The sequence below is a fragment of the Stenotrophomonas sp. GL_101 genome (assembly GCF_057835675.1).
This window is the reverse complement of sequence record NZ_CM174432.1, coordinates 2,446,140-2,469,443: the sequence shown is the minus strand read 5'-3', so window position 1 is coordinate 2,469,443 and position 23,304 is coordinate 2,446,140. Positions and strand designations below refer to the sequence as shown.

20 protein-coding genes are annotated in these 23,304 nt (G+C 68.8%); 2 read left to right on the top strand and 18 right to left on the bottom strand.

The genetic code is table 11. The features are described from left to right. A complete protein-coding gene (locus tag AC3IR9_RS10865) occupies nucleotides 1-3,909 on the top strand; it encodes an amino acid adenylation domain-containing protein (protein ID WP_489290691.1) in 3,909 nt (1,302 codons plus the stop codon). After that, nucleotides 3,906-4,667, top strand: a complete 762-nt coding sequence (locus tag AC3IR9_RS10860; protein ID WP_489290689.1) for a 2,3-dihydro-2,3-dihydroxybenzoate dehydrogenase — start codon at nucleotides 3,906-3,908, stop codon at nucleotides 4,665-4,667. Before AC3IR9_RS10865 ends, AC3IR9_RS10860 begins: the two co-directional genes overlap by 4 nt. 6 nt (nucleotides 4,668-4,673) lie before the next feature. Here AC3IR9_RS10860 and AC3IR9_RS10855 read toward each other — a convergent pair whose 3' ends face one another. The 18 genes from AC3IR9_RS10855 to AC3IR9_RS10770 all read right to left on the bottom strand — a co-directional run bounded on the left by AC3IR9_RS10855 (nucleotide 4,674) and on the right by AC3IR9_RS10770 (nucleotide 23,260). After that, nucleotides 4,674-6,233 (bottom strand): thioredoxin family protein, encoded by a 1,560-nt coding sequence (locus AC3IR9_RS10855; protein WP_489290688.1) that lies wholly within the window; start codon nucleotides 6,231-6,233, stop codon nucleotides 4,674-4,676. 143 nt (nucleotides 6,234-6,376) lie between these two features. After that, on the bottom strand, nucleotides 6,377-7,012 hold the full coding sequence (locus AC3IR9_RS10850; RefSeq protein WP_489290686.1) for a response regulator transcription factor: 636 nt from the start codon (nucleotides 7,010-7,012) through the stop codon (nucleotides 6,377-6,379). Then, nucleotides 7,005-8,063, bottom strand: a complete 1,059-nt coding sequence (locus tag AC3IR9_RS10845) for a sensor histidine kinase (RefSeq protein WP_489290684.1) — start codon at nucleotides 8,061-8,063, stop codon at nucleotides 7,005-7,007. Before AC3IR9_RS10845 ends, AC3IR9_RS10850 begins: the two co-directional genes overlap by 8 nt. A gap of 85 nt (nucleotides 8,064-8,148) precedes the next feature. Beyond that, nucleotides 8,149-8,886, bottom strand: coding sequence for an MgtC/SapB family protein (locus AC3IR9_RS10840; protein ID WP_489290682.1), 738 nt, complete (start codon nucleotides 8,884-8,886; stop codon nucleotides 8,149-8,151). Between the two features lie 27 nt (nucleotides 8,887-8,913). Beyond that, complete coding sequence (gene mgtA, locus AC3IR9_RS10835) at nucleotides 8,914-11,673, bottom strand: magnesium-translocating P-type ATPase (RefSeq protein ID WP_489290681.1); 2,760 nt, start codon at nucleotides 11,671-11,673, stop codon at nucleotides 8,914-8,916. Nucleotides 11,674-11,767: 94 nt separating this feature from the next. Next, complete coding sequence (locus AC3IR9_RS10830) at nucleotides 11,768-12,067, bottom strand: hypothetical protein (protein WP_489290679.1); 300 nt, start codon at nucleotides 12,065-12,067, stop codon at nucleotides 11,768-11,770. Between the two features lie 281 nt (nucleotides 12,068-12,348). Next, nucleotides 12,349-12,954: a DUF2894 domain-containing protein gene (locus AC3IR9_RS10825; RefSeq protein WP_489290677.1), complete on the bottom strand. Its 606-nt coding sequence runs from the start codon at nucleotides 12,952-12,954 to the stop codon at nucleotides 12,349-12,351. Continuing rightward, nucleotides 12,944-13,591, bottom strand: coding sequence for an OmpA family protein (locus tag AC3IR9_RS10820; protein ID WP_489290675.1), 648 nt, complete (start codon nucleotides 13,589-13,591; stop codon nucleotides 12,944-12,946). The genes AC3IR9_RS10825 and AC3IR9_RS10820 overlap by 11 nt, the downstream gene beginning before the upstream one ends. Continuing rightward, nucleotides 13,588-15,990, bottom strand: a complete 2,403-nt coding sequence (locus tag AC3IR9_RS10815; RefSeq protein ID WP_489290673.1) for a DUF802 domain-containing protein — start codon at nucleotides 15,988-15,990, stop codon at nucleotides 13,588-13,590. The genes AC3IR9_RS10820 and AC3IR9_RS10815 overlap by 4 nt, the downstream gene beginning before the upstream one ends. Before the next feature lie 10 nt (nucleotides 15,991-16,000). Next, nucleotides 16,001-16,666 (bottom strand): DUF3348 domain-containing protein, encoded by a 666-nt coding sequence (locus AC3IR9_RS10810; protein WP_489290672.1) that lies wholly within the window; start codon nucleotides 16,664-16,666, stop codon nucleotides 16,001-16,003. A gap of 41 nt (nucleotides 16,667-16,707) precedes the next feature. Further along, a complete protein-coding gene (locus AC3IR9_RS10805) occupies nucleotides 16,708-17,343 on the bottom strand; it encodes a DNA-3-methyladenine glycosylase (RefSeq protein WP_489290670.1) in 636 nt (211 codons plus the stop codon). Nucleotides 17,344-17,380: 37 nt separating this feature from the next. Next, the gene (locus AC3IR9_RS10800; protein ID WP_489290669.1) at nucleotides 17,381-18,064 is read right to left on the bottom strand and encodes a hypothetical protein; all 684 of its coding nucleotides are present in this window, start codon (nucleotides 18,062-18,064) and stop codon (nucleotides 17,381-17,383) included. 5 nt (nucleotides 18,065-18,069) lie between these two features. Continuing rightward, nucleotides 18,070-19,038: a cation diffusion facilitator family transporter gene (locus AC3IR9_RS10795; RefSeq protein WP_489290667.1), complete on the bottom strand. Its 969-nt coding sequence runs from the start codon at nucleotides 19,036-19,038 to the stop codon at nucleotides 18,070-18,072. A gap of 66 nt (nucleotides 19,039-19,104) precedes the next feature. After that, nucleotides 19,105-20,061 (bottom strand): prolyl aminopeptidase, encoded by a 957-nt coding sequence (gene pip / locus AC3IR9_RS10790; protein WP_489290665.1) that lies wholly within the window; start codon nucleotides 20,059-20,061, stop codon nucleotides 19,105-19,107. Between the two features lie 76 nt (nucleotides 20,062-20,137). Further along, complete coding sequence (locus AC3IR9_RS10785; protein ID WP_489290663.1) at nucleotides 20,138-20,389, bottom strand: hypothetical protein; 252 nt, start codon at nucleotides 20,387-20,389, stop codon at nucleotides 20,138-20,140. After that, nucleotides 20,386-21,714, bottom strand: coding sequence for a TFIIB-type zinc ribbon-containing protein (locus AC3IR9_RS10780; RefSeq protein ID WP_489290661.1), 1,329 nt, complete (start codon nucleotides 21,712-21,714; stop codon nucleotides 20,386-20,388). Before AC3IR9_RS10780 ends, AC3IR9_RS10785 begins: the two co-directional genes overlap by 4 nt. Nucleotides 21,715-21,735: 21 nt before the next feature. Beyond that, nucleotides 21,736-22,875 (bottom strand): SPFH domain-containing protein, encoded by a 1,140-nt coding sequence (locus tag AC3IR9_RS10775; protein ID WP_489290660.1) that lies wholly within the window; start codon nucleotides 22,873-22,875, stop codon nucleotides 21,736-21,738. A 106-nt stretch (nucleotides 22,876-22,981) separates the two neighbouring features. Next, nucleotides 22,982-23,260: a hypothetical protein gene (locus tag AC3IR9_RS10770; RefSeq protein ID WP_489290658.1), complete on the bottom strand. Its 279-nt coding sequence runs from the start codon at nucleotides 23,258-23,260 to the stop codon at nucleotides 22,982-22,984. Nucleotides 23,261-23,304: the final 44 nt, after the last annotated feature.

Genomic DNA, 23,304 nt, shown 5'->3' with positions numbered 1-23,304 from the left:
ATGGCCGCGCCCGGTGGAGCAGCGCAACGGCAGCCGCTGACCGAGGCGCAGACCGGGCTGTGGTACGCGCAGCGACTGGCCGCCGCGCCGGCGGCGTTCAACACCGCGCATGCCGTCTGGATCGAGGGTGTGCTGGAGGTGCCACGCTTCGTCGCGGCGGCAGCAGCGGCCGTGCAGGAAGCTGGCACGCTGGCGCTGCGGGTTGCGGTAGGCGACGACGGCCAGCCGCAGCAGTGGCACGACCCGGACCATGTCCCTGAGTTGCAGGTCATCGACCTGTCGCTGCAGCCCGACCCCGCCGCGGCCGCGCGCGCGGCGATGGACCAGGACCGGCTGCAAGCGGTGGATCCCGCCCGCGACCGCGTGGCGCACCACTGCCTGTTCGTCCTTGGTAGCCACCAGTTCGTCTGGTACCTGCGTGTGCACCACCTGGCCACCGACGGCTACGGGATGGCACTGTTCAGTGAACGGCTCTGCGCGCTGTACGCCGGGCACGCTGCCGACGATGGGGTACTGGGCGCATTCGACAGGGTGGTTGCCGAGGATGCGGCCTATGCCGGCAGCGAGCGGCGCAGCGCCGATGCCGTGTACTGGCACCAGTACATGGCCGGCGCACCGGCCGCGGAAGGGCTTGCAGGCACAGCTGCTGCCGCCGCCGCCGATGCGCTGCGGCTGGTCAGCGAGGTGCCGTCGGCGCTGCGCGCCCGCGTGCAGGTGGCCGCGCAGCAGATCGGGCAACCCTGGCCAGACCTGCTGAGCGCGCTGACCGCGGCGTATTGCCGCCGTTTCAGCGCGCTGGATGAATGTGTGCTGGGCGTACCCTTCATGGGTCGGCTCGGCAGTGTTTCGGCGCGGGTGCCGGCGATGGTGATGAATGTGCTGCCGCTGCGCGTGGCCGCTACCGATGACAGCGTTGCAGGCTTTGTCCGCACGGTTGCCCGTGACCTGCTGCGGGGCCGCCGGCATGGTCGCTATCGCGGCGAACAGCTGCGCCGTGACCTGGGCCTGGTCGGTGGCCAGCGTCGACTGCACGGCCCGATGGTCAACGTGCAACCGTTCTACCGGCCGTTGCCGCTGGCCGGTGTGCAGACCCACCTGGAGGTGCTCGGCACCGGTCCGGTGGACGACATCAACTTTGGCTTCCGCGGCGATGGCAGCACGCAGCTGGACCTGGAAATCGAGGCCAACCCGGCCCTGTACGCCCCTGCGCAGCTGCGCGCGCATGCCGATCGCCTGTTGCACTTCCTCGGCGCTGCGCTGGAGGTGCATGACCGCGACGGGCGGATGGAGGACATCGACCTGGCCACGCCGGGCGAGGCGCAGCGCTACCTGTATGAGGTCAACGCCACCGCGCAGGCGGTGCCGGATGAATCACTGAGCGCACGGCTGGTGGCCGCGATGCAGGCCCACCCGACGGCCATCGCGCTGGAATATGGTGACGCGACACTGTGCTATGCCGAACTGGAGCGCCGCAGCCGGGCGCTTGCGCTGCAGCTGCAGGCGCTGGGCGCAGGACGCGAGTCGCGGGTGGTGATTGCGCTGCCGCGCTCGCTGGCACTGGTGGTCGCGCTGGTGGCGGTGCTGCGCGCCGGTGCGGCCTACCTGCCGGTCGACCTGGCCCATCCCGATGCGCGGCTGGCGCGGATCCTGGACTCGGCCGAGCCGGTCTGCGTGCTGGCCGAGGCCAGTGACGCGGCGCGCTTCGGCGGGCGTCCGGTGCTGGCGCCGGACGACTGGGCAACCGCGACCGACGCAGTGCTGGCCGATGCGGTGCAGCCGCAGGATGCCGCGTACGTGATCTACACCTCCGGTTCGACCGGTGAACCCAAGGGCGTGCTGATCGAGCACCGTGCCATCGTCAATCGTCTCGAATGGATGCGCCAGCACTATGGCTTCGGTACCGATGAGCGCATCCTGCAGAAGACCCCGGCCACCTTCGACGTGTCGGTCTGGGAGTTCTTCCTGCCGTTGCTGTGCGGCGCCACACTGGTGATCGCAGCGCCGGCCCTGCACCGCGACCCGCAGGCGCTGGCCGCGCTGATCGCCCGCCATGCCATCACCACGCTGCATTTCGTGCCGTCGATGCTGGAGGCCTTCCTGGCCGTGCCCGCCGCGCAGGGACTGTCACTGCGCCGGGTGTTCACCAGTGGCGAGGCACTGGAGGCATCGCTGCGCGATCGCTTCCATGCCACCGTCACCGCCGAGCTGCACAACCTGTATGGGCCGACGGAGGCTGCGGTGGATGTCAGTGCATGGCCGGCCAGCGTCGGGGATCGTTCGCAGCCGGTGCCGATCGGCCGGCCGGTGTGGAACACCCGGCTGTACGTACTGGATGCGCGCATGCGGGCGCTGCCGCCCGGCGTGCCGGGGGATCTTTACCTGGGCGGCGTGCAGCTGGCGCGGGGCTACCTGGGCCGCGATGACCTTACCGCCGAGCGTTTCATCGCCGATCCCCACGTGCGCGGTGGCCGCCTGTACCGCAGCGGCGACGTCGCCCGCTGGCGTGAGGACGGCGCCGTGGAGTATCTCGGCCGCAGTGACCACCAGGTCAAGCTGCGTGGCCTGCGCATCGAGCTGGGCGAGATCGAAGCGGTCTTGCGCGCGCAGCCGGGCGTGGTACGCGCCGAGGTGCTGCTGCGCGAGGATCGCCGCGGCGATCGCCGGCTGGTGGGCTACGTGTCTGGCAGCGCGCTGGAGACGGCACCGCTGCGCACCGCGCTGGCCGCCCAGCTGCCCGACTACATGGTGCCCGCTGCGCTGGTGGTGGTCGATGCGTGGCCGGTGACCGCCAACGGCAAGCTGGACCGGGCGGCGTTGCCTGAACCGGTCGCGGCCAGCGCGGCGGACGTCGCACCGCGGACCGACAGCGAGCGGCGGTTGGCACGGTTGTTCGCGCAGGTGCTGGGCCTGCCCGCACCGGTTGGTGCGGAGGCGGATTTCTTCAGCCTGGGCGGCGACTCGCTCTCGGCGGTACACCTGCTGCTGGCGATCCAGCAGCACTGGCAGCGCGATCCCGGCCTCGGCGCGGTGTTCAGCGCGCCCACGGTGGCCGCGCTGGCGGCACTGCTGGATGCACCGCAGGCCGATACCGACCATGGCCTGTCGCCGATGATTCCGCTGGCGCGCGGCGAGCCGGGCAGGGCGCCCTTGTTCGTGGTGCATCCGGCCGGCGGCATCGCCTGGAACTACCGCGACCTCGCCCGTGCACTGCAGCCTGCGCGCGATGTGCATGGCCTGCAATCGCCCGTGCTGGATGCAACGCAGCCGTTGCCGGCCAGCATCGATGCGCTGGCGGCCGATTACGTGGCGCGCGTGCTGGCCCTGCAGCCGGAGGGCCCGGTGCATCTGCTCGGGTGGTCGGTCGGCGGCATCATCGCCCAGACGATGGCGGTACGGTTGCAGGCGCTCGGCCACCCGGTGGGCGAACTGGTGCTGCTGGATGCCTACCCCAGCGAATGCTGGCGTGCCGAGCCGGAGCCGGACCCGATTGCCGCGCTGCGGGCATTGCTGGCCATCGCCGGGCACGATCCCGACGCCCATGCCGAGCTGGACACGCGCGAGCGCATCGTCGCCTTCCTGCGGCGCGGCGACAGCGCGCTGGGCAATCTGCCCGACACCGTGCTCGACGGCGTGGTCCGCGCGGTAACCGGTACCAATCGCCTGATCCGCGACCACCACCACGCCCGCTACGACGGACCATTGCGCCACGTCCGCGCCGCGCGCGACCACGCCACACGCCCGCACCTGCAATCCACGCTCTGGCACGCCCATGCCAGCGAGGTCCAGGCCCTCGCGCTGCCTTACCTGCATGCCGAGCTGACCGGGCGCGATGCCGTTGCCCGGATTGCGCCGTGGCTGTCGGCGCACCTGCAGCGCTGGGATGCCCCCACACAGGAACCACCCGCATGAAACTCACTGGATTCGACGGCACCCTCGCCCTGGTCACCGGGGCCGGCGGTGGCATCGGTACTGCCTTGGTGCAACAGCTGCTGGACAGTGGCTGCGGGGTGGTGGCCACCGACGTGATCGCGCCGGTGCTGGCGGCGCATCCCAGCCTGCACACCGCGGCGCTGGATGTCACCGATGCGGCGGCGGTGGATGCGCTGGTCGCACGCACCGAGCACCTGCACGGTGCGATCGGTTTCGGCATCAACGTTGCCGGCGTGCTGCAGGTGGGCAACGTCGAAGCGATCAGCGACGCGCAGTGGCGGCGCGTTTTCGCGGTCAACGCCGACGGCGTGTTCCATGTGTGCCGCGCCTTGGCACGGGTGATGACGCCGCGTCGCCACGGCGCCATCGTCACGGTCAGCTCCAACGCCGCCGGCGTACCCCGGCACGGCATGGCCGCCTATGCGGCGTCCAAGGCGGCCGCCACCATGTTCACCCGCTGCCTGGGGCTGGAACTGGCCCCGCACGGCATCCGCTGCAATATCGTCGCACCCGGTTCGACCCTGACCGCCATGCAGACCGGCATGTGGGCCGACGCCGACGGTGCCCAGCGCGTCATCGACGGCAGCCCGCAGACCTACAAGGCCGGCATCCCGCTGCGCAAGCTCGCCAGCCCGGACGACATCGCCCAGGCGGTGATGTTCCTGCTGTCCGACCAGGCCGGCCACATTGCCCTGAGCGATCTGTACGTGGACGGAGGGGCCACGTTGCGCGGATAGGGCGCGTCAGCTTTTCAGCCAGCGCTCGCAGGCGGCGGTTGCGTCCGCGCCGGGCGCGGCCTGTGCACAGGACTGGCCCATGCGCGCCTGCAGGCGCTGCAGCGCCTGGGTACCGTGGTGCTGCCGGCTCCAGCCCTGCAACGTGGTGGCCAGGCGCTCAAAACGCTGGCGCGTGCGCTGGTGGTAGCCGGCCGGCTGCGCATCCAGCTCGGCGATGACCTGGGTGGTGGCGGCCTCGATCGCCTGGCCATCGTCCGGACGCAGGCGCACCAGCCCCTCCACGTACAGCACGCCCCACTGCACCCGTGTGGCCGGCCCCTGCGCGCCCTCGTAGGCCTTGCGCAACCAGTCCACGGCCGCATCCTTGTCACCGCGCGCTTCGGCCAGCTCGGCCAGTTCGGGCATGTAGTAATACGGCGTCTGGCTGCGGTCCAGCTCGGCCAGCAGCAGCGTTTCCGCCGCGGGGTCGTCGCCGACCTCACGCAGCACGTACACCGCGCTGCTGATGGTGGCCTGGCGCTCGTGCGGGGTTTTTGCCGCCGCATCGGCGGCCGCCACCCGGGCATGCGCCTTCTCGCGCAGCGTAGCGGGGACCGCGCTGGCCGGATGCTGTTGCTTGAACAAGGTCAGTTCGGTGATCACGCTGGCCAGCCGCGCATCGGCGGCGTTGTCCTGGGTCGCATCGGCACGCTCGAGCGCGGCCAGCAACTGGGCCCCCAGCTGTTGCGCCTGTTCCGGGGTAGCGGCCGCGCGGGCCACCAGCGCCGGCCCCTGGTAGCCCAGCAGGTCGCGGTTGGCACGGACCTCGGCCGGCGTCGCCAGTACCGCCGACAGCAGCGCGGCGGTGCGCTCGCGTTCCTGCGTGGCCGGTGCCGGTGCGTCCTTGGCGCCGCTGCGGGCGCCGTCGGCAAGCAGCGCAAAGCGCCGCTGCAGAGCCGGTTCCGGCGCGGTGCTGGCCAACTGCTGCAGCAACTGCGCCGGATCGCGCTGGCCGGACAGGCGGCTGGCATCCACTTCCCAGCCGTAGTCGCCCAGTATCCGCCAATCGTCCTCGGAGACCCGCTGTGGGGTCACCACCGCCACCTGCAGCACATCGGCCACCGTGGTGCGGCGCTTGGCGGCCAGGGTCAGCGCCCGGGTCAGTTCGGCACTGTCGTTGCCACCGGCCAGCCGGGTGATTTCGTGGCGCTGCGGATCGAGCACGATCAACGTCGGGTAGCCGCGCACGCCAAACTGCTCGCCCAGCGCCTGCGCACCTTCCTGGTCGCCATCCAGGTAAACCGGCACGTACTGCAGGGTCAATGCGATGAAGGCCGGGTCACGGAACAGCGTGGCCTTGAGCTTGTTGCACGGCGGGCACCACACCGCACCCCAGTACAGCAGCACCGGCTTGCCACTTTGCCGCGCATCGGCGAACGCATCGTCGACATCGCCATGCCGCCAGGCGATCTCTTCGGCGACCGGCGCGGCCTCGGCAGTGGCCACCGGGCTGGCCGAGGGCGCCTGCTGGCACGCGGTCAAGGCGGCACTCAGTGCAAGCAGGGCAAAAGGCAGGGCAAGGCGCATCGATCGGCATCCACGGCAGGAGGGGAGGCCGCCAATGCGGCCATGGCCCATTCTAGAAAGCCTTGGGCCCGGTCCTGTCGCGGCACTGATGGCCATTGATCATCTGGCCAGTCGGCGCGGGCATATCGCTGCCCGGCAGGCAGTCAGCCAATGCCCAGCCGGTCGTACATCCGCACCAGCTCAACCAGGTTCCGGGCGTGCATCTTGCGCATCACATTGGCCCGGCGCACCTTGACCGTGATCTCGCTGACCGACAGTTCCGCGGCGATCTGCTTGTTGAGGCGCCCGCGCACCACGCCGCCCACCACCGCGCGCTCGCCGGCATTGAGCGCGGCCCAGCGTTGCCGCAGCGTGCCCAGCACGGCATCGTCGCGACGGCGCTCGCGGTCGCGCTCGATGCCCAGGTGGATCGCGTCCAGCAGTTCCTGGTCACGGAACGGCTTGGTCAGGAATTCGATCGCGCCATCCTTCATCGCCGCCACGCCCATCGCGATGTCACCGTGGCCGGTAATGAACACCACCGGCAGGTGCAGCCCATGGCTGGCCATCTGCCGGTGGAAGTCCAGCCCGCTCTGGCCGGGCATGCGCACATCCAGCACCAGGCAGGCCGGCGCATCGTCGCGCGGGTGTTGCAGGAACGCGGCGACCGAGGCGAACGCAAGCACTGGCTGGCCCATCGATGCGAGCAGGTCTTCCAGCGCGGCGCGCACCGACGGGTCATCGTCGACCACATACACGATCGGGCTCGGCTCGGCCGCCGGCAGGCGCGGACTAGCCATGCCCGGCCCCGGCATCGATCGGCAGCTCGAACACGAAACGCGCGCCACCGCCGTCGGCCGCTTCCGCGCGGATCTCCCCGCCGTGCGCATCCAGGATGCTGCGGCTCAAGCTCAGGCCCAGCCCGAGGCCGCCGGATTTGGTGGTCCAGAAGGCGTCGAACACGCGCTCCGGCGCATCCAGCGGCAGCCCACTGCCGTGGTCACGCACCTCCAGCGCCACACGGCCGGCGTCGATGCAACGGCTGTGCAGTACCAGCCGGCGCGCGGCAGGTGCCACTTCGGCCATCGCATCGACCGCATTGAGGATCAGGTTGCCGATCACCTGCTGGACCTGCACGCGGTCGCCCAGCACCGGCGGCAGAGCATCGTCCAACTGCGTGGTTACCGTCACGCCGTGCTGCTCCAGTTCGCTGTGCGACAACGCCAGCATCTCCAGTACCGCCTGGTTGAGGTCGAATCCGTGGCGCTCGGGTGCCGCGCCCTGGGTCAGCCCACGGACGCGCGCAATCACATCGCTGGCCCGGTGCGCATCGGCGAGGATCCGGGCCAGGGTCTGCCGTGCCTTGTCCACGTTGGGTGGGGCCTGTGCCAGCCAGCGCTGGCTGGCCTCGGCACTGCTGGCAATGGCCGCCAGCGGCTGATTCACCTCATGCGCGATCGAGGTGGTCAGTTCGCCCACGGTGGAGGCGCGCGCCACCCGCAGCAGCCGGGCCTGGGCTTCCTGAACGGCCGCCTTGGCCGCTTCCATCTTCACGCAAAGATAGGTGGTGATGCTGATCACCAGCATGCCGATCGCCGAATTGACCAGTCCAATCCGGTAGGTGCCGAAGCGGGTCAGGAAGAAACTCAAGGCGGTCAACGCGATGCAGATCGCGGCCAGCAGCAGCAGGCCGCGCGGCGGCAGCAGGCGTGAGGCGGCCAGGATCACCGCCGCGTAGAAGCAGGCGGCGGCCACCGCATAGTCGGTGAGCGTATCGGCGGCGAAGATCGCGGCCATCACCGTGCCCAGGACCAGCAGGGCAAGGGTGCGGCGCGAAGGCGAAGATGGCATCGGGGCGACTCCCAGCATTACGTGGCCAAACGCCGCGTGGATCGACGCGGCCGAGCATAGCACCGGCGGTGTGGCCGGCCCGGGCTCAGTCCTCCATGGTGGCGTTCCAGAAGCCCTGCAGCATCCCCGGGGTGGCGGCCAGCGCGGCCAATACCGCGTCCAGCTCGTCGGCGTTTACCGCCGTCGCATACAACACCGCTTCGATCTCCACGTCGCGGTCGCCGAACGGGCGCGGCTCGACTGCCCGCACCGGGTAATGCGCCTGTTCCAACAGCAGCAACAGCCGGTCCAGCACGTCGGCCTGGTGCTCGCGCTGGCAGACCACGGTGACCGCGTAAGTCGCCTCGCTGAGCGCTTCTTCCAGCGGTTGCCGCTGGATGCGGTTGACCACCGGCCGCAGCAGGGTGTTGGCGGCCAGCACGAACAGTGCCGCCAGCAGCGCTTCGGGCAGCAGCTTGATGCCGGCACAGGCGCCCACCGCCGCCGATCCCCACAAGGTGGCGGCGGTGTTCAGGCCCGACACCTGCGCGCCATCCTTCATGATCACCCCGGCGCCGAGAAACCCCACCCCGGAGATCACGTAGGCCACCACGTGCAGCGGCGAGGGTGGGCCGCCATACAGGTCGTGGAAGCGCACGGCCAGGTCGACGAACACCGCTGCCCCCACCGCCACCAGCGTGTTGGTGCGCAGTCCGGCGGTGCGCTGGCGCAGCTGGCGTTCCAGGCCGATCACCGCGCCCAGTACGAAGGCGACCGAGAGGCTGATCAGGGTGCTCAGCGTGGCGCCGGCATTGAATGCGGGCAGATTCGGGTTGAAGTCCATGCGGTTCTCCTTGTGCCGTGTCGGCACTTACTGCCAGCCGTAGCGACGGATGTAGACCTTCTTCAGCAACGTGGTCAGCACCGCGTAACCGAACAGGATGGCGACCAGGAACGGCCAGTAGCCCGCGGGCAGCGCCTGCAGCTTGAAGTAACCGGCCAGCGGGCTCATCGGCAGCAGCACCCCGATGGCCATGATCAGCGCGGTCATCAGCAGCAGCGGCGGGGCGGCGATGCTCTGCAGGAACGGCACCTTGGGGGTGCGGATCATGTGCACGATGAGGGTCTGTGTAAGCAGCCCGACCACGAACCAGCCGGACTGGAACAGGCTCTGGTCGGCGGCGGTGCGCGCATCGAACACGTACCACATCAGGGCGAAGCAGCTCAGATCGAAGATGGAGCTGATCGGGCCGAAGAACACCATGAAGCGACCGATGTCCGCCGGATTCCACTTCAACGGCTTGCGCACCAGCTCCTCGTCGACGTTGTCGAACGGAATGGCGATCTGCGAGATGTCATACAGCAGGTTCTGCACCAGCAGCTGCAACGGCAGCATCGGCAGGAACGGCAGGAAGGCCGACGCCACCAGCACCGAGAACACATTGCCGAAGTTGGAACTGGCGGTCATGCGGATGTACTTGAGCATGTTGCTGAAGGTGCGCCGGCCCTGGATCACCCCTTCCTCGAGCACCATCAGGTTCTTTTCCAGCAGGATGATGTCGGCCGCTTCCTTGGCGATATCCACCGCGCTGTCCACGCTGATGCCGATGTCGGCTGCGCGCAGTGCCGGCGCATCGTTGATGCCATCGCCGAGAAAGCCCACCACCTTGCCCTGGGCACGCAGCGCACGTACCAGCCGCTCCTTGTGCAGGGGGGTCAGGCGTGCGAACACGCGGTGCCGGATCAGCGCGTCGGACACCGCCGCATCGTCCATCCGCTCGATCTGAGGCCCGGTTACGATGGTATCGGCCTGCAACCCGACCTGGGCACAGACGCGGGCGGTGACCAGTTCGTTGTCGCCGGTGAACACCTTGACCTCCACCCCATGCGCGGCGAGGGCCTGCAGCGCCTGTGCGGTGGATTCCTTGGGCGGGTCGAGGAAGGCCACATAGCCGAGCAGGGTCAGCCCGTGCTCGTCCGCCTGCGAATAGACCTGGCGGGTGGCCGGGGTTTCCTTCATCGCCACTGCGACCACGCGCAGGCCCTGCTCGTTGAGTTCCTCGGTGGTCTGGCGGACCCGCGCCAGGCGCTGCGCATCCAACGGCAGGTCATGCCCGTCCTCGCGCACGGTGCTGCACACCGCCAGCATTTCTTCCACGGCGCCCTTGCAGATCAGCTCATGGTGGTCGTCGCGCTCGGACACCACCACCGACATCCGCCGGCGCTCGAAATCGAACGGGATCTCGTCCACCTTGCGGTAGTCCTGGGCCAGCCGCAGCTCATGCTGCAGCTCAACGTGCTCCAGCACGGCGCGGTCGAGCAGGTTGCTCAGCCCGGTCTGGAAATGGCTGTTGAGGTAGGCGAAGGTCAGCACGTCCTGCGAGTCCCGCCCATAGACGTCGGTATGCCGCTCCAGCGCGATCCGGTCCTGGGTGAGGGTGCCGGTCTTGTCGGTGCACAGCACGTCCATCGCGCCGAAGTTCTGGATCGCATCCAGGCGCTTGACGATGACCTTGCGCCGCGACAGCAGCACCGCCCCCTTGGCCAGGGTGGAGGTGACGATCATCGGCAGCATCTCCGGGGTCAACCCGACCGCGACGGACAGCGCGAACAGGAAGGCTTCGGTCCAGTCGCCCTTGGTGATGCCGTTGACCAGCAGCACGAACGGCACCATCACCAGCGCGAAGCGGATCAGCAACCAGCTGACGCTGTTCACCCCGGCCTGGAACGCGGCGCGCGCGCGTTCGGTGGCGGTGCTGCGCTGTGCGATGGTGCCAAAGCAGGTGCGGTTGCCGGTGGCCAGCACCACGGCGGTGGCCGTCCCGGACACCACATTGGTACCCATGAACAGCAGATTGGGCTGCTCCAGCAGGTTGGCCTGCTGCAGGTCGGGCGTGGCGAACTTTTCCAGTGGCAGCGACTCACCGGTCATCGCGGCCTGCGCCACGAACAGATCCTTGGCGGTAAGTACGCGGCAATCGGCCGGAATCATGTCGCCGGCCGACAACACGATGTGATCGCCGGGGACCAGTTCGCGGATCGGCAGCGACTGTTGCTGCGCCGGACGGCGGCTGTGCAACTGCGCGCCGAAGTACCGGTCGGCTACCTCGGCCGCCGCACTTCCCGTCGCGCGCCGCAGCACCCGCGCATTGTTGCCGACCAGCGCCTTGAGCCGCTCGGCGGCGCGGTTGGAGCGGCCTTCCTGGATGAACCGGATCAGCGTGGACAGTGCCACCATGGTGCCGATCACCACGGTGGCCTTGAGGTCGTCGGTGAGCCAGGACACCGCTGCCAACAGGCTCAGCAGCAGGTTGAACGGATTGCGGTAGCACTGCCACAGGTGACGCCACCACGGCAGCGGCTTTTCGTGATCGATCTCGTTGGGCCCCAGACGCTGCAGGCGCTCGTCGGCTTCGGCGGCGGCGAGCCCATCGGCGTGGGAATCCAGCGCGGCGAGCGCCGCCCCTAGCGGTGCATGCGCCAAGCGCAGCAACGCTGCGCTGAAATCGGCCGGGACCGCCGTGGCCGCGCCGCGGCCGATACCGGCCTCGGGTAGGGCGCGGCGACGGAACAGGCTGCCGGCGCGACGGCTGCGCAGGAAGGCATCGAACCATGCATTGAGCAGGGACATGGGCAAATCCTCAATAAGACAAGCGGTAGCGCGCGCAGGACGCGCACGCAACAAAAGCGGGGAGGTGCAACGGATGCGGCTGCGCAGGCAGCGCTCAGCCGTGCCAGGCGCTGGCCAGGGGCCCGGCCAACGCCGCCCGTAACCGGTGCGGGTTGCCGCGCGAGCACAGCGGCGTCATGGCGTCGCGGAGCGGCCTGGGCAGATGTCGCAGCACGCTGATGCGTTCGCTGATCGGCAGCAGGGTGAGCGCATCGGCGATGATGCGTGCCGAGCCCAGCGCGAGCGCCCGGGCGAACAGGGGGGCACCGTGTTGCAGCAGTTGGGTGCGCAGCGCGGTGACATCGCGCTCACCAATCAGGCGGCGCAGGGTGATGTAGAGAATCTTGTAGTGCATCGGAAGGCCTCCGGCAGGCAGCGCCGGCCCGGCTCCCGATGCTCAGACGAGCAGAAGCCGCCGGCCGGACGCCGGGAAGTGACAGTGCGAGGGAGAACGCAGGGGCGCGTGGCGCCCGGCAGGATCGGGATCCATGGGGTAGTCCGGTAGAAGAAGGAGACGGCGGCGGGCGACCCGACGTGTCGGGCCGATGCGCGTATTGTCCGCACCTTGCGCGCACGGGCATAGATGCCCGTGGTTTCGCTGCGATATACCTTGGTATAGGTCGCTGGCGGCGTTGGTCAGGGCTTGGCGGCGCGCGGCCGTCGTGGCCGGGCCACGCGTCCTGCATCCCTGGCCGGGGCGAGGTTGCGTGGCTGCAGCTGTTCCAGCCAGGCCAGGTTGTCCACGTAGCCCAGGAAGTGCTTGAGATACCCCGGCGAGGTGTCGCCCATCAAGGCGATGGCGCGCTGGACCAGCACCGCCGAGTTCAGTGGCCCGCCATCGCTGGGAGCGGCGCCCAGCGATTGCCGCACCTGGCTCTGGCTGCGTACCTGGGTCCACAGCGCACGGAATGCATCGACGGCGGGGAGGGCCGGGTAGGCCGACGCCTCGGTGTCCTCGGCACGCGGCCGCTGGGCAAGGTCGGCCAGCAATGCGGCCAGCGGTGAGCGGGGGGCAGGTGAAGCAACGTCGGCGATGGTAGACGCGCGTGGCAGCGCGTTGGCATAGTCCGCCATGCGCGTCGCCAGCCGCTGCTCCAGGATCTGCCGTGCCTGGCCCGCATGCGCGGCCGCACGGGCCTGCAACGCGTCGAGCACCGCAAAACCCACCGGGTCGTGACGATCCAGCTGCTGCTCACGCCACTGCTGCAGCGTTGTCCGTGGATCGGCCGGCTTAGCGGACATCGGCGGTGACGGCCGTCCTGGGCCGCGGTATCGGTGCCATTTCGACGCGTCGGTTACGCGCGCGGCCATCCTCGTCGACATTGGACCCGACCGGCTGTTCGGCGCCGAATGCGGCGGCGAACACCGCCGACGACGGTACGCCCTCGGCGATCAGCGCACGGGTCACGGTCAAGGCACGTTCGGCCGACAGTGCCCAGTTGTCGGCGAACTGGCGGTTGCCTTCGCGTACCTGGCGGTCATCGGTGAAGCCGCTGACCATCAGGATTTCCTCGCGCGAGGACAGGTACTCGGCCAGGGGCGCCGCCAGGCTCTTGAGCAGCTCGCGGCCCTCCGGCTGCAGCTGGTCGGAGTTGAGTGCGAACAACACGCTGCCGCGGATGCCGATGCGGCCGTCCACCAGGGTGACCCGGCCGGCCGCCAGCGGCACCGCCAGGGCCTGTTCCAGGGTCTTGCGCCGCGCCGCTTCGGCCTGGCGCTGCTTGACCTCGTGGTCGAGCCGGTTGGACAGCTCCAGCTGCAGCGCCACCACGCCCACCAGGATCAGCACGAACGCGCCCAGCAATACCGACATCAGATCGCCAAAGGCGGCCCAGATCGGGGCGCCGGACTCGCCTTCGACCTCGATCTCGTCGCTCATGCGCCGGCAGCCTGGTCAACGCCGGCACGCGCGCCCAGCTGCTGCAGTTCTTCGATGATCTGTTTCTGCGACAAGACGCTCAGGTCGATCACTTCGCGCGCCTGGCCGACGTAGTAGGCCAGCTGCTCGTCGCTGCGCGACAGCGAGGCATCCAGCGCCGTACCGATCTGCTCAAGCCGCTCGCCGAGGCCGGCGCTGGCACTGCCGAATACCTGCATGGCGCCACTGAAGGCATCGGCCAGGCTGGCCACTTCCACCGCGCTACCGGTGACCTGCGCGGCGACCTCGCCGAGCTTGCCGGTTTCGGCCGCCAGATGGTCGGTGAAACGGTTGCCGACCCGTTCGAGCAGGTCCGCGGAGGTGGTCACCAGGGCGTCCACCGCCGTGCGCTGCTCGGTGGAGGCATGGTTGACCGCGTCCAGCAGGGTTTCCAGGGTTGCCAGCAGGCGGCTGCGCTCGTCCAGCATGGCGGTGTCGCGGACCATGCTGTCGGAGAGCTTCTGGCGCAGTTCGGCGACCACGTCGGCGGCGGCCTTGGGCGCCTCGGAGGCGACCTGCACCAGCTGCGCGATTTCGGCGATGGTCGCGCTGGCATGCTGCTGGGTATGCGCGCTGATGTCCTGTGCGGTGCGTGCCATGGCATCGCAGACCTCACGCTGGCGCTGCGCGGTCTGTGCGCCGGTCTGCGCCCATTGTTCGCCCAGCGCATCGGTCATCTGTTCAAAGGTGCTGCTCCAGGTGGCCAGGCGTTGTTCGTCGCGTGCGGCCAGCGCTTCCTGCAGGGCATGTTGCGAGTGCTGCAGGGCCTCCACCAGCGCGGTGGCCTGGGCATCGAAGCGACCGGTCACGCTGGTCAGCGCGGACTGGTTGCGCTCGGCCAGCGCGGCACTCTGCTGCTGTTGGGCGTCCAGCGCAGCGGTCCAGGCGGTGGCACTGTGGTCGGCACTGTCCTGCAGGCGGCCGGCCAGGCGTTCGACCACGCCGGTGGCCTGGGCATCGTGCTGTTCGGTGAAGCGCTGCAGGGCGGCATCGAGCGAGGCGACCAGCGCCACGTTGGCTTGCTGCTGCGCCTGTTGCGTGCCCGACCAGCGTTCGGCGGTGCTGTCCAGGCGGGCAGCAAGGGCATCGGCCAGCGCGTTGGCCTGGCGGGCGTGCTCGCCGGTGAACTGGAGCAGGCTGCCGCGCAGGTCGGCCGTCAGCGCCTGCTGGCTGTCCTGCTGCGTGGCCTGCGCCGCGCTCCAGCGCTGTGCGTTGGCTTCCAGGCGCGCGTTCATCGCGTCCAGCAGGCCGACCGCGCGTTGGTCGTGTTGCTCGGCCAGCTGTGTCAACGCGGCGCGCAGGTCCTGTAGCAGGGTGGTGCTGGTCTGCTGCTGCGCATCCAGCGCACTGCGCCAGGTGGCCGCGTTGCTGGCATGGCTGGCCGCAAAAGCCGTATCCAGGCCGGCCAACTGCTGCTGCACCGCGCTGCCGACACTGTCCTGCAGGGCGCGGGTGTCGCCGGCGATCGCCTGCAGGGTGCTGTGCATGATCGGCTGCAACGCCTCGCCGACGGCGCGGGCGCTCGCTGCCACGCTGTCTTTCAGGGCCCCTTCGACCGCGCTGGCCAGGCGTGCGTGCTCTGCATCGGCCTTGGCGTGGAAGCGCTCCTGGCTGTCCAGCAACTGCTGGTGGGTGTCGGTGCTGCGCTGTTCGATCGCCACGGTCATGGCGTGCAGGCGCTCTACCAGTGCCGGCATCAATTCGGCCTGCGCCTGGGCCATGCGCAGTGCTTCGCCGCGCTGCCAGCCCTGCGAATGCGGGTGCAGGCGGGTGGCGATTTCGGTATCCAGCCCCTGTACGACCTGCAGGCGCTCGCGCCGGCACAACGCGGCCAGCAGGCCCAGCATCGCCGAGGTCGCCACACCGGTGATCGACGTGCCGAAGGCCACCGCCAGTCCTTCCACCGGTGCGCCCAGCGACCCGCGGATGGCCTGCAGATCGGTGGCGCTTTCCAGTGCCAGGCCGGTGCCACGCAGCGTGGCCATCATGCCCAGCAGCGTGCCCAGCATGCCCAGCAGCACCAGCAGCCCGACCAGGTAGGGGGTCAGTACCGGCGCGGGCAGGGCGATGCGTTCGCCTTGCACGCGCAGGCGCACCGCGTTACGCAGCCCGGCCGGCACCCGCTGCAGCCACGTGCCGAGCTCGGCCTGCGCGGCGTCCACGTCGGCCAGCGCACGGCCCAGGCCCAGCGTCGCCTGGCGGTAGCGCAGCAGCTCGATGCCACCGGCGCAGTAGCAGGCCACGATGACCGCCGCGACGGCCGCACCCACCGGGTTGGACCCCAGGTACCCGGCACCGATCCAGCACGCCGCCAGCAGGCCGGCAAGGAAGACAACGAAATAAAGACTAGTTCTGAACATGACGTCCCAGTTATCGGGGGCGAAGCGCTGCGAGCAGGCTTTCGATCGGTTGAAAACGAACATCCAGTTCGGCCAGCAGCACGTCCTGCATATCCTGTTGGAAGCGGCCCAGCCAGGCCGTGCCGGGCGCAGGCGCCGATGCCTGGCGCAGGCGCTCGAAGTGCTGCCCAAGCAAGGTCGGCACCGTGCCCAGCAAGGTCTGTTCGCGTGGGCTCAGGGTCTGCTCCATTACCGCATCCACCTCGGCCAGCCGGGCCAGGTCCGCCGAGGCGGTACACAGCCTGTCGCGAAGGCGGCCCCGCAGGCGTCCGGTCGAGGCCTGCATGGCGCGCTGCAGGGTAATGCAGCGCTGCCGATGCGGGGCATAGTCCTCACCTTTGGCGACCGTCCCGCGGGAGGCCGCGTCCGGCGCGCGGATCGACGCAGCCAGCGCCGCATGGGCCCGGGTGCACTCGGCGTCCTCGGTGGCATCGAAGGCTGGCGCGTCGGCCGGTGCCGCCGGCAGCCGGCCATCCAGCGCCCGCGACAACGCCACCGCCCGGTTCCAATCCACCCATTGGCTGAGGCGGTCGGTGATATCCGGGCTGGAAACAGCCAAGGGTCCGTCGGCAAACCCCGCCAGAAGGCGGATGAAGGCCGGGCCCGGCAGGGGCGGTCGGTAGGGGGCTTTCGCCATGATTCCGGCTAAAGCGGTGAATTTTACACCGGAATGACGATTTACCTGTCTGAACGGCGCGGCCGACGCGGCCGACGCGGCGAAGCAGGTGAACGCGCCGACACATGTGCATGGCCCGGCACGTGCCAGCGCCACGGAAAGTCGATCGCCTTGCTGATTCCGATCCGTGGCCCCACGGCAGGCGTCGCCGGGGGCGGAGTGCCATCGCTCACGATGCGGATGCCACGGTCATCCTTGACCAGATCGGCGCCATCCAGCGCCCTGGTGATGCCCATGGCCTGCGACAACCGCCCCGGACCGCTGGCCAGGTCCGTGTCGCGGCGGATCGCCGGACGCGCCGCGCGGATCAGTGCGATGCCCTCCACCGGCTCCAGCGCCCGCAGCAGCACGCCCCAGCCCTGGCCGACATCGCCGCACACCGCATTGGCGCCCCAGTGCATGCCATAGGTGAAGTAGACATACAGATGGCCGGCCTCGCCGAACATGGTCGTGGTGCGCGCGGTCATGCCGCGGAAGGAATGGGCGGCCGGGTCCTCGCTGCCGGCATACGCCTCCACCTCGACGATGCGGCCGGCGCGCCCGTCGTCGCGCACCAGCAACGTGTTCAGCAGCTGCGGCGCCACCTCGGTGGGATGGCGCTGGTAGAAGCGCCTCGGCAGGGGAGTCCAGTGCTTCATGCCGCATGCTCCAGCGGGAGGACAGGGGGCCTTCGCATCATTCAACCCAGCTCACCGCCTGGAGTGCATCGGCCAGCTGCTGCTGGGCCTGCGCGGTGCTGAACGGTGGCGTGCGCGGCGGATCGTAGACCTCCGGGCGCGTGCCCACCACGATCAGGTCGATCGCATAGCACGCGCCCTGGCGAACGACGCGATAGCACTGCGCCTGGAGATAATGGCTCATCGCCGCGTCGCTGCTGGCGAAGTGGGTGAAGGGCACGCCGCCGATGTCCACCAGGTCGGTGGCGGCGGTCGCTTCGGCCGACGCGGTCAGGCAATCCTTGATGGCCGCAGGGTGGTCGCTGCGCCCGATGCGCAGTTCCGCCGCGGTCAGTGCATTGGAACCCTCCAGGACCAGCGCGACGAGCGGGGTGCCGACGCTGTCCGGGCCGGCAGACAGTTTCCAGGCATCCAGTGCCAGGTAGCTGCGGTTGAAATCGTGGGCGACGTGCATGCCGTCAACGGCGTGGACCACCAGGCCGGGCCGCGGTTCGGCGAACACTGTTTCACTGCGGGCAGGCGCAGCGGGCGTGACCGTCTTGGCCACGGCCTTGGCCGCGCCCGGATCACCCCCGGTGGGCGACGGGCTTGCGGTCTGGTGCCCCGGTGGGCTGCAGGCACCGATCAGCACGGCCATGCCGATGCAGATGCCAACCAGGGGATATCGAATGACGGTGTGCATGGCAGTCAACCTTGTTCGTTCTGCCGTCCGCCATGGCCCAGCGCGGCACGGCGCGCCTGGAACACTTCCGGGCGCTGCGGTTTGATGAATAGTGCAGTGAGTTCGGGATACGCCTGCTTGACCGCGTGCTCGATACGGGTGATGCAGGCTTCAATTTCAGGCGTGGTGCGGGCGTCCTCGAATTCCGCACTGAGCATGGCCACGACCTGGCGTGGACCCATCTGCATGGTGGTCACCCCGTTGGCGCTGCGAACATCCGGATCTGCGTTGGCCACCGCGAGAATCCGCGCGGCCACGTGCGGGTGCGCAGCTTCGCCCAGCAACAGCCCCTTGGTTTCCCGCGCCAGCAGGAAAGCGGTGCCTGCCAACACCGCGGCGATGCACAGCGAGGCGACCCCATCGAGCACCGGCATCTCCAGCAGTTGCGCCGCCAGCAGCCCGCACATCGCAAAGGCCAGGCCAAGCAATGCCGCAGTGTCTTCCAGCAGCACGGTGAAGATGGATGGATCTTTGCTGCGACGGAAGGCCTCGAAATAGCCCTGCGTGCCCTTGGTCGCGCGGAACTCACGCAGTGCGATCCACCAGGAGGTGCCCTCGAACAGGAAGGAGATACCCAGGATGACGTAGCTGAGGGTGTGATGGGTGGCCGGCTCGGGATGGCGGATATGCTGGATGCCTTCGTAGGCCGAGACACCGGCACCGGCAGCGAACACCAGCAGCGCCACGATGAAACTCCAGAAGTACAGCTCACGCCCATAGCCGAACGGGTGGGTGGTGTCCGGTTTGCGCTCGGCGCGGTGCAGCCCGTACAGCAGCAGAAGCTCGTTGATGCTGTCCACCAGAGAATGCACGCCCTCGCTGAGCATCGCCGAGCTGCCCGACACCGCGGCGGCGATGAACTTGGCGATGGCGATGAGCAGGTTGCCGACCAGTGCAGCGTAGACAACCAGGCGGGAACCGGAGGGCGTGGGCATGGCGCGTGGCCGGGGAGGGGGCTCCATGATGCGCAGCCGGGTGTGCCGGCTGCGTGCAGGCCGCCGCTAGCCGGGACGCTGCTGCTCCGCGAATGCGTCGGTGGCACGCACCAGCGCGTCGACGGTGGCAGGTTCAGTGGCGCTGTGGCCGGAAAGCACCATCTCCAGCCTGGCTTCCGGCCAGGCCGTTGCCAGCTCCCAGGCGCTGCGCGGCGGACAGATGATGTCGTAGCGACCCTGCACGATCACGCCGGGCAGGTGGCGGATGCGATCGATGCCACGCAACAGCTGGCCGTGCTCCAGGAACGCATGGTGGCGGAAGTAGTGTGCTTCGATACGTGCCTTGGCCAGGGTGTCGAGCGGATCGGCGCTTGAAACCGCGGTGACGTCATGCACCAGCGTCGCTGCATTGTCTTCCCAGCCCAGCCACGCCTGCGCGGCGGCGATGCGGGTCGCCGGGTCGGCGCTGTCCAGCCGCGCCCAATAGGCGTTGAGAAGCTCAGCGCGCTCGGCGGGGGGAATATGCGCCTCGTAGCGCGCCCAGCGCTCGGGGAACACCCAGCGCGCACCACCATCGGCTTCGTTGAACCAGCGGTTTTCTTCCGCCCGGCCCAGGTACACGCCGCGCACGATGATGCCGGTCGCGCGCGTGGGATGCGCCTGCGCATACGCCAGCGCCAGGGTCGAGCCCCAGGACCCGCCGAAGACCAGCCAGCGCTCGATGCCCAGCTGCGCCCGCACCGTCTCGATGTCGGCGACCAGGTGGGCGGTGGTGTTGTCGTGCAGTTCGCCGAACGGCGTGGAGCGGCCGCTGCCGCGCTGGTCGATCAGCACGATGCGGTAGCGGGTCGGGTCGAAGAAGCGTCGATGGGTCGGCGACACACCCGCGCCCGGGCCACCGTGCAGGAACACCACCGGGATGCCGTCGGGGCGGCCACATTCCTCTACATGGATCGTATGCGTGGCATCCACCGGCAGGCGGTGTTCACGGTACGGAGCGATCTCCGGATACAGCGTGCGCATGGCAGGCCTCGTTGCAACAGGGCAGGAAAGCATAGCGCTTCCCTGCCCGGATGCCGCCGGTGGCGTGGCCATCGGCTCAGCCGGTATCGCGCTGCACCCGCGCCCGGTAGGCGCCCACGTTGTTGCCGCGGATACTGGTCGACTGCGTCCCGGTGATCGTATCGATCTTGCGGTCCGAGCCGGTCACCGGCTGCGCCTCGACCGCGGTTTCGTGCTCGAACCCATGCGACTTGTCGGTGTTGCGGTAGTACCGGTACAGCGCCCAGTAAAGCGCACTGGCACCGGCCGGGCCGGCTGCCAACAACCACAGACCACTGTCTTCGCTCATGCGCTGGCCACCAGGAAGAGGATTGCGAGGGTTTCGATGATGGTACCGGCGGTCAGCGCGGCAAGCAGCATTTTCCACTGCTGTATCGGTACGCTGCCCATGGTTTCGCCGGTGCGGCCGTTCACCGCGATGTAGTGCAGCATGCCGCCGTTGCGGCCGGGCTGGTGGTAGGAATACAGCCACACCGGCAGGTACATCGACACCCAGCGCGTGCCGTGCACTTCAAGCTGTTCCTGTTCCCAGCGCACCCCGCGCCCGTAGCGGCGTACGGAGTCTTCCACCTGCGCGCGGGCAATGGACAGCAACTGGTCTTCCAGGCGCGGCCGCAGCTGCTCGACATCGACGTTGCGTTTTTCCGAAGTGAAGCCGCTCAGGTAGGACGCGTTCCACTTCACCGCGTTCTTGGTATCGAACGGCTGGATGGTGTTGATGATGTTGTTGGTGTTGGCGCGCGCGTCCAGGTTGCCGCGATCGGCGGACGATTCCAGCGGCAGGTCGTCCACGGTGAAATCCACATGCCGATCGATCTGGTATACGTCCGCATCGTAGTAGGTTTCTTTCTTGTCGCCGGAGCCACGCGTGTATTCACGCGTCTTGATCTCGCCCTTGCCGGCCACGCTGGCACTCACGTTGCCGTCGACGATCATGTAGGGCATGTAGACGCCGACCACGTTCTCCGGCGTGAACTGCTCCTTGAAGGCCTTCAACGCGAACAGGCGCCGCTTGTCCACGAACTGGCGGATGCGCGCCACCGCATCGTCCTTGCGGATGTGGAACGGCAGCACCGCATCGGGCACCGCGCCGTTGGCGACCTGTTCGTTGACCCCGAACACATGGCGGCACCAATGGCAGCGTGCGGTCATCGTGTTCTCGGTGTTGATGGTCACTTCGGCGCCGCAGCCGGTGCACTTGAAGCTCATCAGGCTGGCGGTATCGGCCTGGATGTCGCGCGCGCCCGACGCGATGACCGTGCCACGCAGCTGGTCGATGCCTTCGCCGAAGCCGAATTCCTCCTCGACCCGGCTGCCGTGCCATTCGTTACGGCAGTACTGGCAGACCAGGATGTCGGTACCGAGCCTCTGGCGAATGTCGGTGGCGCCGCATTTGGGACAGCGGTTGAGGCCGTCCTTCAGCTCGGCGGCAGCGGTATCCAGCGCCACCGGGTCGGGCGCCTCCACTTCGTCACGGATCGCCTGCGGCAGCGAGGCGGTATCCACGGGAAAGCTGCCCGGCAGGGGCGGCACATCCTGCGGCGACCCCGGCCCCTTCAGCGCGGCCGGCGGCAGCGAGGGGGGCAGGGGGGGCGGCATTTTCGGGTCAGACATGATGAGTGCGCGTCCTGCGTCTTAGAGGCCCAGCGCCTTGGCTTTGAGTGCGTCGTAGTCGTCCTGGGTGATCAGGCCGAGATCGAGCATTTCCTTGGCTTTCTTCAGCTTGGCAACCGGGTCGTCGGCGGCCGGCGCGACCGGCTGCTGCATGCCGCCTACACCGAACATGCCCGACGCCATGCCAACGCCCACCAGCCCGGCAGCACCGCCGGTCTCACCGGCAGACTGGATGCCCTGGGCAACGCTGGCCTGCAGGTTGGAATTACCACGGGCACCGGCCAGCGCATCGGCGCGCTGCACGGTCTTGAGCAGTTCACGCGTATTGGCGTCGTACTCGATGGAGACGATGGCGGTCTTGACGATGGCCAAGCCGCGATCGGACTTCCACTGGTACCCCTGCTCGACCGCATCGGACAGGCTCTTGGCAAAGCCCAGCGAGTCCTGCTGCAGCTTGGTGATGCGGTTACCCTTGCCGGGGTCGTTCGTATACAGGCTGAAGGCCGGCGCGAGCGAGCCCACCACCTCGTTGAACAGCTGGCTGGCCGCGGCGTTGTCGAGGTCGGTGAAGTCGAACACCTGGCCCGGCTGCAGATAGCGGGCCGGCACGAAGTTCTTCACGAACAGGATTGGATCGACGATCTTCAGCGTGTACGAGCCGCGCGTCACCGCGCCAACCTGGGTCCCCAGGAAGCTATCGTCCCAGTAGATTTCCGACTGCGTGCCGAAGCGGTTGTCCGGCAGTTCCTTCAGCGACACGAAGAACGCCGCCTGCTGCGAACCGGGCTGGCCGCCGAACTTGAAGCGCTCCCAGCTCTGACGGATCAGCGGGGCGACCAGGCCGTCACCGGCGAAGATCGACTGCGAGTTGGTATCGTCCGAGCGCCATTCATAGCCGCCCGGCTCGGCGACGAACCCGGTGATGGCCCCGTCCTGGAACAGCAGCAGCCCGTACCCTTCGGGCACGACGATCTTGGACCCGTTGCTGATGATGTTCGAGGAGGCGCCGGTATTGGACCCGCGCCCGGCATTGGTGCCCTGCGCCACCGCGGCAAACAGCGCCGCCGTAGATGGCAGCCCGGCCGGCACGGTGAAGAAATCCTTCCACTGGTCGGCCAATACGCCACCGACTGCACCCTTCACCGCCTGTACCAGACCCATGGCCAACTCCCTGTTGTGCGTGGACGGGCACCGCGCCCATCATGCTCGCCGCACTATATCAGCAGGCAGCCGGGCGGGAAGGGGGCATCCGGCTCCCGCCGTCAGCTCAGCCGGGCAGGTCGCACTGGAGCTTGCCGTCCACGTAATACGGCTTGGGCACCTTCGGATTCTCGCTGGTCTTTTCAAACTCGACCTCGAACGAATCCATCTGCGGGGTGCCCTTGCGTTCGGTGCAGGCATCGCGCAGCTTCTGTTTGACCGCGGCGATGCCGGCCTCACGATTTGCCCCATCGGCGCTGTTGGTCAGGTTGACGATCTCGGCCATTGCCAGCGGGCTGGTGCCCAGCAGGCACCCGGCGAGGATCAGGGCAGACAGCTTCTTCATGACATCTCCTTTGCGGAATCGGCGTCCGTGCAGCATAAGGCGAC